Origin of the sequence: Alistipes senegalensis JC50 (genome assembly GCF_025145645.1) — a bacterium.
Classification (GTDB): Bacteria; Bacteroidota; Bacteroidia; order Bacteroidales; family Rikenellaceae; genus Alistipes; species Alistipes senegalensis.
In genome coordinates, this window is the sequence record NZ_CP102252.1 from 1 (window position 1) to 17,928 (window position 17,928).

The 17,928-nt window shown below is 55.7% G+C and carries 18 protein-coding genes; 13 read left to right on the forward strand and 5 right to left on the reverse strand.

Annotated features, from left to right (window positions below):
- From dnaA to NQ519_RS00045, 9 genes are all read left to right on the forward strand, one after another.
- Nucleotides 1–1,413: a chromosomal replication initiator protein DnaA gene (dnaA, locus tag NQ519_RS00005; protein WP_019150122.1), complete on the forward strand. Its 1,413-nt coding sequence runs from the start codon at nt 1–3 to the stop codon at nt 1,411–1,413.
- A gap of 164 nt (nt 1,414–1,577) precedes the next feature.
- The gene (locus tag NQ519_RS00010) at nt 1,578–2,516 is read left to right on the forward strand and encodes a helix-turn-helix transcriptional regulator (protein ID WP_019150121.1); all 939 of its coding nucleotides are present in this window, start codon (nt 1,578–1,580) and stop codon (nt 2,514–2,516) included.
- A 63-nt stretch (nt 2,517–2,579) separates the two neighbouring features.
- A complete protein-coding gene (locus NQ519_RS00015) occupies nt 2,580–2,792 on the forward strand; it encodes a hypothetical protein (RefSeq protein WP_010259265.1) in 213 nt (70 codons plus the stop codon).
- Between the two features lie 86 nt (nt 2,793–2,878).
- Complete coding sequence (bcp, locus tag NQ519_RS00020; protein WP_026076389.1) at nt 2,879–3,343, forward strand: thioredoxin-dependent thiol peroxidase; 465 nt, start codon at nt 2,879–2,881, stop codon at nt 3,341–3,343.
- 16 nt (nt 3,344–3,359) lie between these two features.
- A complete protein-coding gene (recA, locus tag NQ519_RS00025) occupies nt 3,360–4,373 on the forward strand; it encodes a recombinase RecA (protein WP_019150119.1) in 1,014 nt (337 codons plus the stop codon).
- 3 nt (nt 4,374–4,376) lie between these two features.
- Nucleotides 4,377–6,599 carry a RelA/SpoT family protein gene (locus NQ519_RS00030; RefSeq protein WP_019150118.1) on the forward strand — a complete coding sequence of 741 codons (2,223 nt, stop codon included), beginning with the start codon at nt 4,377–4,379 and terminating at the stop codon, nt 6,597–6,599.
- Between the two features lie 4 nt (nt 6,600–6,603).
- On the forward strand, nt 6,604–7,059 hold the full coding sequence (locus NQ519_RS00035; RefSeq protein WP_026076388.1) for a hypothetical protein: 456 nt from the start codon (nt 6,604–6,606) through the stop codon (nt 7,057–7,059).
- 91 nt (nt 7,060–7,150) lie between these two features.
- A complete protein-coding gene (locus NQ519_RS00040) occupies nt 7,151–7,537 on the forward strand; it encodes an HIT family protein (protein WP_019150116.1) in 387 nt (128 codons plus the stop codon).
- Nucleotides 7,538–8,198: 661 nt separating this feature from the next.
- The gene (locus NQ519_RS00045; RefSeq protein ID WP_019150115.1) at nt 8,199–8,663 is read left to right on the forward strand and encodes a helix-turn-helix domain-containing protein; all 465 of its coding nucleotides are present in this window, start codon (nt 8,199–8,201) and stop codon (nt 8,661–8,663) included.
- Nucleotides 8,664–8,813: 150 nt separating this feature from the next.
- Here NQ519_RS00045 and NQ519_RS00050 read toward each other — a convergent pair whose 3' ends face one another.
- Both NQ519_RS00050 and NQ519_RS00055 read right to left on the reverse strand, forming a co-directional pair.
- Nucleotides 8,814–9,149: a hypothetical protein gene (locus tag NQ519_RS00050; protein ID WP_019150114.1), complete on the reverse strand. Its 336-nt coding sequence runs from the start codon at nt 9,147–9,149 to the stop codon at nt 8,814–8,816.
- 345 nt (nt 9,150–9,494) lie between these two features.
- Nucleotides 9,495–9,797: a hypothetical protein gene (locus NQ519_RS00055; RefSeq protein WP_147513153.1), complete on the reverse strand. Its 303-nt coding sequence runs from the start codon at nt 9,795–9,797 to the stop codon at nt 9,495–9,497.
- Nucleotides 9,798–10,353: 556 nt separating this feature from the next.
- On the opposite strand from NQ519_RS00055, the gene NQ519_RS00060 reads away from it, so the two are divergent.
- A complete protein-coding gene (locus tag NQ519_RS00060; RefSeq protein ID WP_227901065.1) occupies nt 10,354–11,205 on the forward strand; it encodes a metal ABC transporter solute-binding protein, Zn/Mn family in 852 nt (283 codons plus the stop codon).
- Entirely contained in the window at nt 11,202–11,972 is a 771-nt protein-coding gene (locus NQ519_RS00065) for a metal ABC transporter ATP-binding protein (RefSeq protein WP_227901064.1), read from the forward strand. The genes NQ519_RS00060 and NQ519_RS00065 overlap by 4 nt, the downstream gene beginning before the upstream one ends.
- A gap of 169 nt (nt 11,973–12,141) precedes the next feature.
- On the opposite strand, the gene NQ519_RS00070 is transcribed toward NQ519_RS00065, so the two are convergent.
- The 3 genes from NQ519_RS00070 to argS form a co-directional block, all read right to left on the reverse strand.
- Complete coding sequence (locus NQ519_RS00070; protein WP_019150112.1) at nt 12,142–12,429, reverse strand: hypothetical protein; 288 nt, start codon at nt 12,427–12,429, stop codon at nt 12,142–12,144.
- A 147-nt stretch (nt 12,430–12,576) separates the two neighbouring features.
- The gene (locus NQ519_RS00075) at nt 12,577–13,584 is read right to left on the reverse strand and encodes a hypothetical protein (RefSeq protein ID WP_227901063.1); all 1,008 of its coding nucleotides are present in this window, start codon (nt 13,582–13,584) and stop codon (nt 12,577–12,579) included.
- 114 nt (nt 13,585–13,698) lie between these two features.
- Nucleotides 13,699–15,480 carry an arginine--tRNA ligase gene (gene argS / locus NQ519_RS00080; RefSeq protein ID WP_019150110.1) on the reverse strand — a complete coding sequence of 594 codons (1,782 nt, stop codon included), beginning with the start codon at nt 15,478–15,480 and terminating at the stop codon, nt 13,699–13,701.
- A 112-nt stretch (nt 15,481–15,592) separates the two neighbouring features.
- On the opposite strand from argS, the gene NQ519_RS00085 reads away from it, so the two are divergent.
- Both NQ519_RS00085 and dusB read left to right on the forward strand, forming a co-directional pair.
- Nucleotides 15,593–16,870 (forward strand): hemolysin family protein, encoded by a 1,278-nt coding sequence (locus NQ519_RS00085; protein ID WP_019150109.1) that lies wholly within the window; start codon nt 15,593–15,595, stop codon nt 16,868–16,870.
- Nucleotides 16,867–17,889, forward strand: coding sequence for a tRNA dihydrouridine synthase DusB (gene dusB, locus NQ519_RS00090; RefSeq protein ID WP_019150108.1), 1,023 nt, complete (start codon nt 16,867–16,869; stop codon nt 17,887–17,889). The genes NQ519_RS00085 and dusB overlap by 4 nt, the downstream gene beginning before the upstream one ends.
- Nucleotides 17,890–17,928 lie beyond the last annotated feature (39 nt).

A 17,928-nucleotide genomic window follows, 5' to 3' on the forward strand; every position in this document is an offset into this window, starting at 1 on the left:
ATGCTAAACAACACGCAGACATATAGCGATATGTGGCAGACCTGCTTGGACCGGATCAAGGCCCGGACATCCGCCGAGGAGTTCGAAAAGTGGTTCCAGCCCATCATCCCGCTCGAATTCGACGGGACGACGCTGCGGTTGAAGGTTCCCAACGAAAGCTATGTCCGCCAGATCGAGAAGAACTACATCCCGTTCCTCAAACCGATCATATCGCAACTCTACGGACAGCAGACGAGGCTGCACTACGCCGTGCCCCGCGCGACGGCTCCGGCGGTCCCCGTGGCGGCCGATGCCGACACGACGGCCATCTCGCGCTTCAACACGCAGACCAACACGGCAAATATAAAGAATCCTTTCGTAATTCCGGGACTCAAAAAGATAATCATCGACCCGCAGCTGAATCCGAACCTCACGTTCGCAACCTTCATCGAGGGCGAATGCAACCGGCTGGCCCGCTCGGCGGGTATGTCCGTGGCGGTGAATCCGGGCAACAATCCCTTCAATCCCTTATATATATATGGTGATTCGGGATTGGGCAAGACCCACATCGTGCAGTCGATCGGCCACGAGGTGCGTCAGCGTCATCCGGAATTGCAGGTGCTGTACGTCTCGATGAACAAGTTCCAGGCCCAGTTCCAGACGGCCTACAAGAACGGCGAGATCCCCGACTTCATCCATTTCTACCAGATGATCGACGTGCTCATCATCGACGACATCCAGGAGCTGACGGGAAAGACCGGTACGCAGAATGCGTTCTTCAACATCTTCAACCACCTGCAACTGGCTGGCAAACAGCTGATACTCACCTCGGACAAACCGCCCGTGGAGCTGAAAGACATCGAACAGCGGCTGCTGACGCGTTTCAAATGGGGACTGTCGGCCCAGCTGAACACCCCGGACTACGAGACGAAGCTCAAAATCATCCGCGCCAAGGCGCAGAAGCTGGGAGCTCAGATTTCGGACGACGTGGTGGCCTACCTCGCGGACAACATCTCGGCCAACGTGCGGGAGATCGAAGGGGCGCTTTCGTCGCTGGTGGCCAACGCCTCGTTCCTCGGACGCAAGATCACCACGTCGCTGGCCAAGGAAATTCTGAAAGTCTACGTGAAGCTCTACCAGAAGGAGGTGACCATCGACCACATCATCGAGGTCGTGTGCGAATACCTCAATCTCGATTTCGCACGCTTCAACTCCACGGAGCGCACACGCGAGATCGCCCAAGCGCGGCAGATCGCCATGTATCTGGCCAAGCAGCACACCAAGGCCCCGCTCACGACGATCGGATCGGCCATCGGAGGCCGCAACCATGCTACGGTACTCCACTCGTGCAAGGCTGTGTCGAACCTCATCGAGACCGACAAGGCGTTCCGCCGCCAGGTCGAAGAGATCGAAAAACTCGTGCTCGCCCGTTAGGACAAACATACCGTAAGGACAAACAGGAGGTCGTGACATTCGTTGTCACGACTTTTTGCGTCGTAACGACACTTCTATTTATCGAAAGGTTGCCGCACCGCACCCGATTCTGTTTCGAACCCATCCTACTTTTTATTACCTTTGCCTAAAATATCCCAAGAGGCATGGACCAACCCAAACTGGAACGCCTGCTGCGGCTGATGAAGCTGCTGACAGCGAACACCACCTACAACATCGACCAACTGGCCGAACGGCTCCAAATGTCGCGCCGCACGGTCTACCGCTATATCGACACCTTCCGCGATGCGGGATTCGTCATCAAGAAATCGGGCGACTGCATCCGTCTCGACAAGGAGTCGCCGCATTTCCGCGACATCTCGCAGCTGGTGCATTTCACCGAAGAGGAGGCCGTGATCCTGAAAAGCGCCATCGAAAATATCGACGACAACAACGTCCTGAAACAAAATCTCAAACGCAAACTCTACTCGGTCTACGACAACAAGACGCTGGCCGACACCGTGGTCCGGGGCAAGAACGCCCCGAACATCCGGCGGCTGATCGAAGCCATCGAGGAGCAGCGGCAGGCGGTCCTGCACGGTTACCAGTCGCCGCACGGCGGCGAGGTCCGCGACCGTCGAGTGGAACCTTTCGCTTTCACGACCAACTATGTGCAGGTGTGGTGCTACGACCTCGAAAGCCACTCGAACAAGCTCTTCAAAACGTCGCGCATCGGCTCCGTGGAGCTCTCCAACGCGGCGTGGGAACACGCTGCCGAACATGACGAAGGCTTCATCGACGTATTCCGCATGCACGGCGAAACGCGCCGCCGCGTACGTCTGGAACTGGGCATGCTGGCCTACAACCTGCTGTGCGAGGAATACCCGCTGGCCGAACGCGACCTGAAACCGCTGGGCCGGGGCCGCTGGGCACTGGACACCGAAGTCGCCGGCATGGCCGGGGTGGGCCGCTTCGTCGTGGGGCTGCTGGACGACATCCGCATCGTCGATTCGCCCGAGCTGACGAGATACATCCGGGAATACCTCGCGGCGAATGCGCCGCAGGTAGGCGAGGAGGGCGAATCTATTTTTCGCACTATTTTATAGTTGTGTCACAACCTGTCACACGAGCGCCGTTCCTTTGCAACGTGAACCAAAAACAACAAGACAATGGGAACAGCTTACAAGATCAGGTGCAAGCACTGCGGAGCGCAGTTCGAGCACTCCACGCAGCCGGGTTTCGGACTGATGCCGATGTGCGTCGGCTGCGGCGAATACGTCGAAACCGAAACGGCCATCCGGTGTCCGGCCTGCCGGCGGCGGCTCAACACCACGCAGGAGGAGTTCAACGAACAGGTCGAGGTGACCTACCTCTGGGATTGAGACCGCAAAAAAGTCGCCCCGGAAGCGCGGAAATCACCGGAAATTTTCATATCTTTGAGAAATAATTACCTTTTTCAAAAAACGCGATGACACAGTTGCAGGCAGGGGAGATGGCCCCCGATTTCAAGTCCACGACCCAAGACGGCGAACCGCTGACGCTCGCCGACCTCCGCGGACAGCGCACGATACTCTATTTCTATCCCAAGGACAACACCTCGGGCTGCACGCTGGAGGCCAAAAGCCTGCGCGACGGCAAGGCCGAACTGACCCGGATGGGATTCCGCATCGTCGGCGTAAGCCCCGACAGCGAAAAGTCGCACCGGAATTTCTGCGACAAACACGAACTGAACTTCACGCTGCTGGCGGACACCGACCATTCGGTCTGCGAGGCTTACGGCGTGTGGGCCGAGAAGTCGATGTACGGACGCAAATACATGGGCGTCCTGCGCACGACGTTCGTGATCGACGCCGAAGGACGCATCGAAAAGATTTTCAACAAGGTGGACACCAAGAACCATTACCAGCAAATCATTGATTCCTACAAACAGTAAAAAACGAAAACCCGATATGGCAGAAAAAGTACAGGTAAACGCGGACAAGCTCAAAGTCTTGGACGCCGTGATGCAGAAAATAGAGAAGGACTTCGGCAAAGGCTCGATCATGCGCATGAACAGCACCGAAGTGAACGACGTGCCGGTGATCCCCACGGGGTCGATCACGCTCGATATGGCGCTCGGCGTGGGAGGGTATCCCAAAGGCCGCGTCGTGGAGATCTACGGCCCCGAGTCGTCGGGTAAGACCACGCTGGCCATCCATGCCATCGCCGAAGCCCAGAAAGCCGGCGGCATCGCCGCCTTCATCGACGCCGAACACGCCTTCGACAGCTTCTATGCGCAAAAACTGGGCGTAGACGTTGACAACCTGCTCATTTCGCAGCCCGACAACGGCGAGCAGGCGCTCGAAATCGCCGATTCGCTGATCCGTTCGAGCGCCATCGACATCATCGTCATCGACTCCGTGGCGGCGCTGACGCCCAAAGCCGAGATCGAAGGCGAGATGGGCGAGTCGAAGATGGGCTTGCAGGCCCGGCTGATGTCGCAGGCGCTGCGCAAGCTCACGTCGAGCATCTCGAAGACCAAGACCGTCTGCATCTTCATCAACCAGCTGCGCGACAAGATCGGCGTGGTGTACGGCAACCCCGAGACCACGACGGGCGGTAACGCGCTGAAATTCTATGCCTCGGTGCGCATCGACATCCGCCGCGTCTCGGTCATCAAGGACGGCGACGAACAACTGGGAACCCGCACCAAGGTCAAGGTCGTGAAGAACAAGGTGGCGCCCCCGTTCAAACGCGCGGAGTTCGACATCATGTTCGGCGAGGGCATCTCGAAAATCGGCGAGATCATCGACCTGGGCGTTGACTACGGCGTGATCAAGAAGGCCGGATCGTGGTTCTCCTACGGCGACAAAAAGATCGGCCAGGGACGCGACGCGGTCAAGGAACTGCTTCAAAACGACGAGGAGCTGCGCAACGAGATCGAGGCCAACGTCCGAGAGGCCATGAAGACCAAAAAGGAGTAACATATGGGGTATACTGCCGAGGATGAGCTGCTTATAAAGGAAAAATGGGATGATCTCCTGCTGTCCTGCACCAAGATCTGCAAGAACGACGAGGACTGGAATTTCATCAAACGGGCATTTTTCCTGGCCAAGGAGGCACACGAGGGGGTAAGGCGCCGCTCCGGCGAGCCGTACCTCCTGCATCCTATTGCAGTAGCCAAGATCGTCATCGAGGAGATCGGGCTGGGTGTGAAATCGGTCGTCGCGGCGCTGCTGCACGATGTCGTGGAGGACACGGAATACACCGTGGAGGACATGGAACGTATTTTCGGACCCAAAATCGCCTCGATGGTTGACAGCCTGACGAAGATGTCGGGCGTATTCAACGCCGACACCTCGGAGCAGGCCGAATATTTCCGGAAAGTGCTCCTCACGCTTTCGGACGACGTAAGGGTCATTCTGATAAAGATCGCGGACCGGCTGCACAACATGCGCACGCTGGGGGCGATGCCGATGAACAAGCAGATAAAGATCACCGGCGAAACCATCTACCTTTTCGCGCCGCTGGCTTACAGACTGGGGCTCTATTCGATCAAAAGCGAGCTGGAGGATCTCTGCATGAAGTACCGCTTTCCGCAGCAGTTCGCCGAAATCACCCAGAAATTACAGGAGAGCGAGGCTTCGCGCCGGGAATTCATCGACAAGTTCAATGCCCCGATCATCGCTGCGCTCAACCGCGACAACATCAACTACGAGATTTCGGGCCGCGTAAAAAGCGTCTACTCGATCTGGAGCAAGATGCAGCGCAAACAGATTCCCTTCGAGGAGATTTACGACCTGTTCGCCATCCGCATCGTCTTCAAACCGCTGCCGTTCCCCTCGGAAAAGACCCAATGCTGGCAGATCTATTCCACGATCACCGACATCTACACCCCCAAGCCCGACCGGCTGAGGGATTGGATTTCGATGCCCAAGGCCAACGGCTACGAGGCGCTGCACTCGACGGTGATGGGCCCCGACGGGGTTTGGGTCGAAGTGCAGATCCGCACGCAGCGCATGGAGGACATCGCCGAACGCGGATTCGCCGCACACTGGAAATACAAGCACGCCACCATCTCGCAGGACGAAGACGAATTCGACCGTTGGCTAAAACAGATCCGGGCGGCGCTGAACAGTCCGACGGAGAATGCCGTAGACTTCCTGGACAACTTTAAGTTATCGTTGTATACATCGGAGATAGTGGTATTTACACCGAAAGGGGAGGCCCGGAAAATGCCGTTCGGCGCCACGGCCCTCGACTTCGCCTACGACATCCACTCGAAGATCGGCAACAGCGCCATCAGCGCCAAGATCAACCACAAACTCGAACCGATCACCACGCAGATCAACAGCGGCGACCAGATCGAGATCATCACCGCCGACAACGCCCGCCCCAAGCCCGAATGGCTGGAAATAGCGACCACGGCCAAAGCCAAACAGGCGATCAAGAGCTTCCTCAAACGCGAGCGGCAGAACAACATCGAGCGGGGGATGCAGATGCTCGACGAGAAGATGAAGTCGCTGAATGTCAAACTCAGCGGCCGTGTGCTGCGCAAGATCGTCCCCATCTACGACTGCAACAACAAGGAGGAACTATACAGCAAGATCGGAGCGGGAATCGTCTCGCTCGACAGCCTGGACAAGGCCCTGAAAGTCAACTCCAAGAGCAAGATACTCAAATTCTGGACCCTCTTCATCCCCAAAAAGGAGGAGGAGGACGCCGACGATCCCCAGACCCCGGGCGAAATCGCCCCGGCGGCGGATGCACAGACCGCGGCGGAACCGCAGTTCGAAATCGCCGAATGCTGCAAGCCGATTCCGGGCGACAAGGTGGTAGGGTATCGTGATCCCGCGACGGGAAACATCATCGTCCACAAGGCCACGTGCGACGAGTTGAACCGACTGGCCGCACAATTCGGGCGAAACATCGTCAAGGAGGAGATCAAATGGTCGCAGCACAAGGCCATGTCGTACCTCGTGACCACGGAACTGCGCGGCATCGACCGGCAGGGTATTCTGCTCGACCTGGCGAAGGTCGTGAGTGCCGATTTCAACATCAACATCCGCGAAGTGAACATCCACAGCCACGACGGCATCTTCGAAGGCAGCGTCAGTCTCTATGTGAAGGACGCCGAAAGCCTCCACGCCGTGATGGACAAACTGCGCAAGATAAAGGGCATAGAGAGTGTCAAACGAACATTAAGCTGAGGTCATGGAGGATTTTGCATCTGTCATATGGGCCGTGATCATCGTAGGAGCGATGATTTTCAACGTCGTGTCGCAATCCCGCAAGGCCCGCGGAAAAGGCGCCCGACAGACTCCCCACGGCGAAGCATGGCCCTCGTCGGCCCCCGACATGCCGATGCCGTCGGCCACACCGGCGCGCCCGGAGCCTGCTGCACCCGTTTTTGAGGACGAATGCCGAAGTCTCGAAGAAATTCCCGCTCAGGAGTACGAGCCGGAATATACGGCGCCAAAAACGGCCGAAACGAAGGCTCTCCGGCATCGGGCCGCCGAACGGTTCAGAACTGCGCCGGAAAAGGATGCAATCGCGGCCCAAGCCATTACCGATGCGCCGGAAGAGGCGGCGACCATCGCCGAAGAATTCGACCTGCGGCAGGCCGTGATCTACTCGGAGATACTGAAACCCCGTTTCGACGAGGAATAGGGCAGCTGAGTCCCGGAGAGCCTACATCCAGCCCGGCGACCGCTTCCGAGCGCCCCCAATCTGCAAACACTTTTCTAAACAGCATAAGAAGATGGCAACCATTTTTTCACGCATCATTGCGGGGGAGATTCCCTCCTACAAAGTAGCCGAGGATGAGAACTACTACGCATTTCTCGACATCAATCCGTTGACCAAAGGACACACGCTGGTCGTACCGAAGCAAGAGGTAGACTACATTTTCGACCTCGAAGATCAGACCTTGGCGGGCATGATGGTCTTCGCCAAGAAGGTAGCCGCCAAAATTCAGCGCGAAATAGCGTGCGCAAGGGTCGCCGTGGTCGTTTTAGGGCTCGAAGTACCGCATGCGCACATCCATTTGATTCCGATTCAGAGCGAAAACGATGTCGATTTCCACCGCGAAAAGCTCAAATTGACGCCGGAAGAGTTCCGGGAAATCGCCGATAAACTGTCGAAATAGGGGATTGTTAACAAAAATATAATTCGCTGTATTTTAGGCGGGTAGTGAGTTATCAACACTACCCGCCCTCTTTTTATTTAACATAATGTGCACCAAATCAGCAAAAGCAGTCAATTCTATCGGTCAATTATCGGGAATAGCCCAAAAACACACCAAAATCAACCCGAAAGGGTGGGTTGTTTACATTTGTAAACATCAAGAGACGGTGGATTTTCCATCTGTAATTACATTTGTAATCTATACATCTGTTTACACACCTGTTGATATATACATTTGGAAATTACGAACTCTCAAGAAGTAAAACCTTTTTGAGGGCCGCTCCGACACAAGTTAAAGCGTTAAACAATCAACAAAATATGCAATAATAACCAGCTGTTTACAAGAATTACATAAAGTAAAAATCCATACTTATGGAAGGCTTTATATGGTTAGGAGATGTAAGTATGCCCAATGTCATATATATAGAATAAATAACGCTATTTACCAATGATTTAACAAATATAATATAAAGTAAAGATTTATGATAAGTTTATCGGGCATATTTAACCATATTCTGCAATTAACAAATGTAAACTTTATCGACACTTATTAACATTTTACAAATGTAGATTTTTCTTGTTTTACAAAAAACAAATCTTTATATTTGTAAAAATTTGCGCGAATGAAGGAAAAATTGCTCGATTTGATGAAACACGAGGGTTTGAAGCCGAGCCAGCTTGCAGAAATACTTGAAGTCAATCCGGCCGGAATCTCCCACATTCTCGCCGGACGCAACAAGCCGGGCTTCGATTTGCTTCAGAAGATTCTCAGAAGGTTTCCGCAAATCAACCCCGACTGGTTGTTGCTTGACTCGCCGCAGATGTACCGCGACGAACATCCCGGCATATCGCAGGCATCCGCTCCAGCGTCCGCCTCGCAACTTCCGATCGACAATGATCTGTTCGGGTCGATCGAAACCAAGGCCGTCTCTCCGAAAGCCGACCGTCAGGAACCGGAGGTTGCCGGATCACCGGCACAATCGGCCGCATCCCAGTTTCCGGTCAGCCGAACCGGAGCCAGCGTTCAGCGGATCGTACTGTTTTACGACGATCAAACCTTCGAAAGTTTCGAGCCTACAAAGCGCTAAAATCTTTCACTCAAAAAATTTCCCGAAATACACCGCGTATGAAAAGCTAATATTCAAGGGCAATTCAATCGTCTCGACCGTAATAACCATAGGTGGTAACTATATACAACAATACCCTTGAAAGCGAACCATATAATTGGTTCGCTTTTGTCATAAAAAACGTTGGCGTGATACGGACGCTCGTATGAGGTCCTCAATTTCTTCATCAGGGTCGTCAGCAGCAGCTATCTGGCGATGTAACTCGATACGCATCAGTTCTTCTTGGCGCAGCCGCTCACGGTAGAACTCACGCGTTTCGCCGATGACGTGAAGCAAGATCAGCACCACCACTGGCGACAGGAACAAACTCAACACGCACCACCCGGTGGTCGAACGTCCCTTGTTGGCCGCAGATTCAGCCACGAAGATGAAAATAAATACCAACCACGCCACGACTATCCCAATCAGAATTAAACCCATAAGATTTTCAATTTCATGCATATTCATAATGGCGAATTTTAACGATTCTCCACATACAGCCGATAGGAGAGTTTACAATGTCTAATTAAACGGAAAGTGGGCTGTCGTCCTCGTGTACTCGTTAGGTATCGCCAAACACCTGTATATACACACAGACGAACAGCCCATTTGAATTAATATTCATGATATAGTAAAAAATGATAAAAATAATTTACATAATAAGTTGTACAAACGTGCAACGCTGCACGAGCGGTCCACCTATTAAAGGTGCGTTTTTAACAATATAAAGACGGAAATTTTTACAGATGTTACAGGCATAAAACGAGATACATCTATCAGAATAAGAATCCGAGAGGGAACCCAATCGACTCCTCAGACATTACCGGCAATCACCATGCGCACACGAAACGCGCGCGCACGCAGATAGCCGACAGACCTGAGGAGCAATTCGATTCGGTTCCCTCTCGGGCTTAAAGGTATGCCTAAAGGCATGATTTTATTTATTTTACTTTGACAGCAAAAACCGATATGGAACCTCGCCTGAGATGGCGTTTCCACATCTGGCATATGTTGATAATCGTCATCGTCGATTGAGGGGCTCAGATATACGGTGTGCGAGAGGCCGAACCGAAACGCGGTGATTTGTTTGGGATAGGCGGCGAGGAGTTTGGACATGGCCACAAGCGGGTGAATTTTGGTGATAATTCGCTGTGTGGTGTGGTCCACGGAATCGACCTTTACGGGCCACTCAAAGCATCGCATGACCTTGTAGGTGTCGAGCTTCGGCGCGTCTATATCTATCGAACGTATCGGGCACATTTCGGCCAATAGAGCCAGCGACGGCGTGATAATATCGGAGACATAGCGGTAGCCTGCACGGTCTAAATTGTGGGAATGGTCATGGATAGGGCCTCGATATGGAGCTGGTAGCACGGCCCAAGCTCACGGATAAAACGGTTGTAATCCACCATAATAACGGGGTGTTAAATTCGGGTAAAGTTAAAAGTTATTTGTGCTCAGTTACAGATGTAAAGGATTTTAGCCTCAATACATATTCAATACACTACAAAGATATTTGAATTAATATTGGCATTATGTTAAATTAATGATGCGATATTCTGAAATACATCATATTATATCCTACAACACCAAGCAAAACAAATCGCAAATGCAAGGTCTTCGCAAAATTTTATTACCTTTGTTCGGATTATGAAAACATTGATTATCAATCATGCGTAAAACTGCGACATATCTGTCGGCAATCGTGCTGCTGACGGCCTGCATAACGAATAACCGTCAGAATAACAGAATTTTATACGTTTCGATACAACCATTGCAAAGCCTTGTGGACAGCATTGTCGGCGGAGATTTCGAAGTCGAAGTACTCGTGCCCGCCGGAGCCAGTCCCGAGACGTTCGAACCTACGCCCAGACAATTTGTGGAGCTAAACGAAGCGCAACTTATTTTCAATGTGGGACTTATCGACTTCGAAACCTCGCTGTTGGGCAAAGTCGAACAACAGGAGAAAGTCATCGACCTGAGCCGCGGAATCGACCTGATCGAAGGCTCTTGTTCACTCAGCAGCCACGGACACAATCATATGCACGGTGTTGATCCCCATGTCTGGACCTCCCCGAAGGCGTTGCAGAAGATGGCGGCAAACGCTTTCGAAGCCATTCGCAAAGCCTATCCCGATTCGGTGAAATACGAAACCAATTATAACCGGTTGCAGAAAGAGTTACAAGCATTGGACGCTCGCACGGCGGAGAAAATCGCACGGAGCGGCATCGAATATTTCATCGTCTACCACCCCGCCCTCACCTATTATGCCCGCGACTACGGGCTGCGGCAAGTCGCCATCGAAGCAGACGGTAAGGAGCCCTCGGCCAGGCAGTTGACGGCGATCATCCGGCAAGCCCGGGAGGATGGAGTCCGCCGGATATTCTACCAAAAGCAATTCCCGGCATCGACCGTGGAGGTCATAGCCCGAGACATCGACGCCGAATACGTGGCGATTGATCCGCTGGACCGGGACGCCATAGCGAACATCGACACGATAACCGACTTAATCACCGCAAAATGAATCTGGTAACGATGCGCGACGTAAGCGTCGCATACGACGGATACGAAGCCATTCAACATGTCGATCTGGAAATCGGCGACGACGATTTCCTGGGTGTCATAGGTCCCAACGGCGGCGGAAAGACGACGCTCGTGAAAGCCATACTCGGAACCGTGCCCCATACGGGCGAAATATGTTTGGCGCCGGAGTTGTTCCGGGGCAAGGAGCGGCTGATCGGCTATATGCCGCAGTTGTCGGATTTCGACCGGGAGTTTCCGATCTCGGTGCTCGAAGTCGTGCTGTCGGGATTGCAGGGCCGCCGCGGGTTCCGCTCCCCCTACACCCGGGAGGACCGCGAAAAGGCGATGGCGCTGCTGGCCTCGTCGGGGATTGCCGAAACGGCCCGCCAGCCGATCGGAGAGGTGTCGGGCGGCCAGATGCAGCGGGCGCTGCTGGCCCGGGCCGTGATCTCGGACCCGAAGCTGCTGATTCTGGACGAACCCGCGAATTTCGTGGACAACAAGTTCGAGAAAGAGCTTTACCGCACGCTGCACGAACTGAATACGCACATGGCAATCGTCATGGTGTCGCACGACATCGGCACGATTACGAGTGTCGTGAAAGAGATCGTCTGCGTCAACCGCCGCGTGCACCGTCACCGTTCGAACGTGCTGACCGAAGAGCAGCTGCGCAACTACGACTGCCCTATTCAGCTCGTTTCGCACGGCCACATCCCCCACACCGTGCTGGAGCACCACCCGGGGGACGGATGCTGCGACCACGAATAACCCGCTTAAGAAGCGGTCCTTGTGGGCGAGGCATGCAAAGGATTTCAGGAACGAAGTGGCCCATGATCCCCTTTTCCCGATGACACAGTTCGCCCCGAACGGGAATACTGTGTATTTCCCGTTCGGGGCGGACAAGACTGTGAGGCAGGGATGCCGCAGTCGTCGAAAATTACTTCTGGCCGTTGATCTGGCTCAGCTTCTCGAAGAGTTTGCCGAAAACATCGTCCATCTCGGCGCGCAGCGCGGCATAGTGCTTGCGAACGAGCGACGCATTGTGCGGCTCGGCGGGATTCATCGCCTTGGCGAACAAGTCGTTGCGAACGGCGACAGCCTCCTGCATCACCGCAAAGATCTCCTTCTCTTTCGAAGGCTGGAAACAGATAGCCATATCGCAGTCGAAAACAACCTCTTCGAGGCGGTAATCAATCTCCTTTTTCAGATTACGTAAATTTGCCATATTCGGTAGATTTTAGAATTTTTGCTTCGACAAAGGTAGTAAAACGTTTCGGATTATCAAACATTTTCAGACTGCGGCCCCGGGAAATAATTTCCGTGCGGGAAGCGGACAAAAAAAGATTCCGGAAATCCGGAATCTTTTTGCCGATTACATTTTCTCGAGCTCCTTATAGGTTTTCCTGGCGGCTTTCTCGGCCTTCTTGGCGGCCTTGGCCTCCTTTTTGGCGATCTTCTTGGCCGCCCTCTCCTGCTGGCGGACTATCTTCTGGGCTTCGCGGGCCTCCCTTTTAGCGAGTCTCTCGGCGGCACGGGCCTCCTTGCGGGCCTCGCGGGATTCCTCGCGCACCTCTTTCTTATACTCATGCTCGTTGGGCATCTCGACGATGATCCCGTTCACCTGCTCATCGACGACCACATACGGTTCGGCAGGCTGTGCGGGCTGCGGCGCCGGCTGGGGCTTGGGTTTGGAAATCAACATACGCTGCTCGACGATGCTGTTGACCTTATAGTCGATCGTCAATTCGACACGGCGCAGCGGCGGCAGGATGTTCTCCTTCATATAGTCCCATGCGGCGGTCATCTTTTTCAGAGCCAGTTCCTTCTGATCCGGAGACTGCCGGCCGTCGAGAATCCCCAGCACGGCCTGCTTATCGGGCACGGACGACTGTGCGACCAGCGTGCGGCACATCTCCCAATCCTCGGCGACGGAATTCACCGTCACCTTGTACTTCTTCGAAAATCCGTATTTCCGGTCGAGATAAGTCTTGAAATCATTGGCCCGGCGGGCAGCCAGCGCCTCGTTGAATTTCACGGGGCCGTCGGGCGACGAATAGCCCGTGACGGTCACCGCGCTGACCTGCTTCAAGGTGTCTTTGGCCAGGTCGGCGACGAAGGCATTGAGTTCGTCGAGCTCCTTCGGGTTGCCGCTGAGCGCGGCGTTGAGCGTCGCCAGATTGATCCGGTAACGGACCGAATAGTCGGCATCGTTCCGGCTTTTGACGAGAAACCTGCGGACGATGCAGTCTCCGTCGGTGGTTTCCGACAGCAATACGGTATCGGCCGCAGGCGCCGTCACCGCACTCTTGGTCTGTGCCGCCGCTCCGGCAGCGGCACACAACGCGAGAGAAAAAGCGAATGTAGATACGATTGTTTTCACGCTAAAATAGTGTTAGTTGACTGCACTACCCTCTCGCAAGATTCGTACCACGGTAAAGACAACAAAAAACGGAGGTTTTCGAAAAACCTCCGTTCCATATTGTCACTGAATGAATTACATCCGTTCGGGAACGTCGATGCCCAACAGCTTCATGCCGCGGCGGATGACGCGGGCGACCTGCCGGGCCAGCTGAAGGCGCATCCGGCGCGTGTCGGTGTTCTCCTCCTTGAGGATCGAATGGTCGTGGTAGTAGCCGTTGAACTGTTTGGCCAGTTCATAGACGTAGGCCCCGATGATCGACGGCGCGAAATTCTCGCCCGCAGCGGCTACGACCGCAGGATATTCGGTCAGCGTCTTCACCAGGTCGATCTCTTCGGGCAGATAGTCGGCGGCGGCAGCCCCTTCGAAATCAATGCCCGCCTCGGCGGCCTTGCGCAGGATCGAGCAGATACGCGCGTGGGTGTACTGGATGAAAGGCCCCGTATTGCCGTTGAAGTCGATCGACTCGCGGGGATCGAACAGCATCGTCTTCTTGGGGTCCACCTTTAATATAAAGTATTTGAGGGCGCCCAGTCCGACCATCGTCGAGACGGCGTTCGCCTCCTCTTCCGTGCATCCGTCCAGCTTGCCCAGCTCGGCCGACATCTCGCGGGCCGTCGAAACCATGTCCGCGATCAGGTCGTCGGCATCGACCACCGTGCCCTCGCGCGACTTCATCTTGCCCTCGGGAAGCTCCACCATGCCGTAGGACAGATGGGTGATGTGGTCGCTCCAGTCGGCATAGCCCAGCTTTTTCAGCACCAGTTTCAGCACCTGGAAATGGTAGTTCTGCTCGTTGCCCACGACATAGATCATGTCGTCGAGCTTGTTATCCTCGAAGCGGCGGAAGGCCGTGCCCAGATCCTGCGTCATGTAGACTGACGTGCCGTCGCCGCGCAGCAGCAGTTTTTCGTCGAGGCCGTCGGCCGTGAGGTCGATCCACACCGAATTGTCGGGACGGCGGTAGAAAACGCCCTTTTCGAGCCCCTCCTCCACCAGCGCCTTGCCCAGCAGATAGGTCTGCGATTCGTAGTAAACCTTGTCGAAATCGACGCCCAATGCCTTGTAGGTCACATCGAAGCCCTCGTACACCCAGCCGTTCATGGTCTCCCACAGCGCGTAAACCTCGGGGTCCTTGGCCTCCCACTTGCGCAGCATCTCCTGCGCTTCGAGCATGATCGGGGCGTTTTTCTTGGCCTCGTCCTCCGACTGTCCCTGCGCCACGAGCTCCTTGATCTGGGCCTTGTAGTGTTTGTCGAACTCCACGTAGTATTTGCCCACGAGGTGATCGCCCTTCATGCCCGTCGAGGCGGGCGTTTCGCCGTTGCCGTAGAGCTTCCACGCCAACATCGACTTGCAGATGTGGATGCCGCGGTCGTTCACCAGATTGGCTTTGATGACCGTGTGGCCGTTCGCCGCGAGGATCTGCGCCACGGAGTACCCCAGCAGGTTGTTGCGGATGTGCCCCAGGTGCAGCGGCTTGTTGGTGTTGGGCGACGAGTATTCGATCATCACCGTGCGGCCCGTAGCAGGCGCCTGTCCGAAAGCGTCGTCGGCAGCGATATCGGCGAAGCGCGCCGCCCAGAAACTGCTGTCGAGCGAGAGGTTCAGGAAGCCTTTTATTACATTGAAAGCCTTGATCTCCGGGATGTTGGCCGTCATATATTCGCCGATCTCGGTCGCGGTGGCCTCGGGCGACTTGCGGCTTCGTCGCAGCAGCGGAAACGTCACGAGGGTATAGTCGCCCTCGAACTCCTTGCGGGTCTTCTGAATCTGCAACTGCTCGTCGCCGAGCTCTCCGTAAAGCGTCTCCACCGACCGGCGGACCGCATCCGAAATAAAGGTCTCGATATTCATGTGCGAATTGATTTTTGCCTGCAAATTTAACGTTTTTCGCCGAATAATCAATCCCGTGCCCCGATATTCTGAAACAATCCGTATATTTGCCGGGTAAACCGACAAGACATTCATGGAAATTCTCGTCATACTGCTGCTGATTCTGTTCAACGGGCTCTTCGCCATGTCGGAAATCGCGCTGATCTCGGCCCGCCGTTCGAATCTGGAAATGCAGGCCCGTCAGGGCAGCGCAGGGGCCCGCCAGGCCCTGAAGCTGGCCAAAGACCCCGACCGGTTCCTCTCGACGGTGCAGATCGGCATCACGCTCATCGGAATCCTCACGGGTATCTATTCGGGCGACACGCTGGCCGCCAAATTCGGCCGGGAGCTGGCCGAACTGGGCATCCCGATGCGTGCGGCGACCGTCACGGCACAGGTCACGATCGTCATCGCAGTCACCTACCTCACGATCATCTTCGGCGAGCTGGTACCCAAGCGCATCGGCATGAACGCCGCGGAGAAAGCCGCGAAAATCGTGGCACGCCCCATGCGGGCGCTTTCGGTCGTGGCGTCGCCGTTCGTATGGCTGCTCTCCAAAAGCACGGCGGGCGTCACCCGCCTGCTGGGGCTGCACAAGGCCGAAAGCAAAGTGACCGAGGCGGAAATCCGCTCGGTCATCCGGGAGGGCGCCGAAGACGGCGAAGTGCAGGAGGTCGAGGAGAAGATCATGGGCCGCGTCTTTTCGCTGGGCGACCGCACGGTGGAGTCGATCATGACGCACCGCAGCGAGCTGGTGTGGATCGACGTGTCGATGACGGCCGATGAAATCCGCGAAGTCGTGGCCCGCGCGCCCCACAACCGCTACCCTGTCGGCGAAGGCAGTCTGGACAAACTGCTGGGCGTGGTCTACCTCAAAGACCTCTTCCTGCACCTCAATGCCCCTGCGTTCGATCTGCGCGCGCTGCTGACTCCCGGAAAGTTCTTCCACGAGGGATTCGAGGTCTACAACGCCCTCGAACAGCTGCGCAGCGAGCAGCTGGGATACGGCATCATCTGCGACGAATTCGGCGTCACACGCGGCATCATCACCCTGAAAGACATCTTCGAAGCGCTCGTGGGCGAGCTCCCCGACCCGCGCGAAGAGCCCGACATCGTGCGGCGCGACGACGGCAGCTGCCTCGTGGATGGACAGTGCCCCTACTACGACTTCCTCGCCTGGTTCGGGCTCGAAGAGGTGTTCCCGAACAACGCCTACAACACCGTCAGCGGCCTGATCCTCGACCAGCTGGCCCACATCCCGGCCACGGGCGAGAAGCTGTCGTGGAACGGCTTCACGCTCGAAATCGTGGACATGGACGGAGCGCGCATCGACAAGGTGCTCGTCACCCTCGAACAACCGGAACAAGCATGAAAATCGCAGACATAGAATTAGGAGACCGCCCCCTGCTGCTGGCGCCGATGGAGGATGTGACCGATCCGTCGTTCCGCTACATGTGCAAGCGTTTCGGCGCCGACGTGGTCTACACGGAGTTCATCTCCTCGGACGGGCTGATCCGCGACGCGGCCAAATCGCTCAAAAAACTCGAAATCGACGACGCGGAACGCCCCGTAGGCATCCAGATCTACGGCCACCTGATCGAACCGATGGTCGAGGCGGCGCGCATGGCCGAAGCGGCCGGACCCGACATCATCGACATCAATTTCGGCTGCCCGGTGAAGAAGATCGCCGGGCGCGGCGCCGGATCGGGCATGATGCGCGACGTGCCGCTGATGGTCGAGATGACGCGGCGGATCGTCGCGGCGGTGAAGACCCCCGTGACGGTGAAAACCCGCCTGGGATGGGACGAGGAGTCGAAAAACATCGAGGAAATAGCCCTGCGTTTACAGGACACGGGCATCGCGGCGCTCACGATCCACGGCCGTACAAGGGCCCAGATGTACCGCGGCGAAGCGGACTGGACGCTGATCGGACGGGTCAAGAACAACCCGCAGATACGCATTCCGATCATCGGCAACGGCGACGTTGATTCGGGTCCGAAAGCCCGGGAGATGTTCGACCGCTACGGCGTGGACGGCGTGATGATCGGCCGCGCGACCTACGGCCGTCCGTGGATATTCCGCGAAGTGAAGCATTATCTTACGACAGGCGAGGTGATGCCCCAGCCGTCGGTCACGGAACGGGTGGCCATCGCCAAGGAGCATCTGCGGAAATCGCTCGAAATCAAGGGCGACCATGTCGGCATTCTCGAAATGCGGCGCCATCTGACGAACTATTTCAAGGGGCTGCCCGACTTCAAGTCCACGCGTCTGAAACTCGTCACGTCGCTCGACATCGACTGCCTGTTCTCGACGCTCGACGAAATCGCCGTCCGCTGGGGCGGCTACGACCTGAGCGGCGCGGTCCCCGCCCCGCTCTCGCACGATCTCTGAAAAAAACCGGGACTGACGATCAGCCCCGGTTTTCGTTCG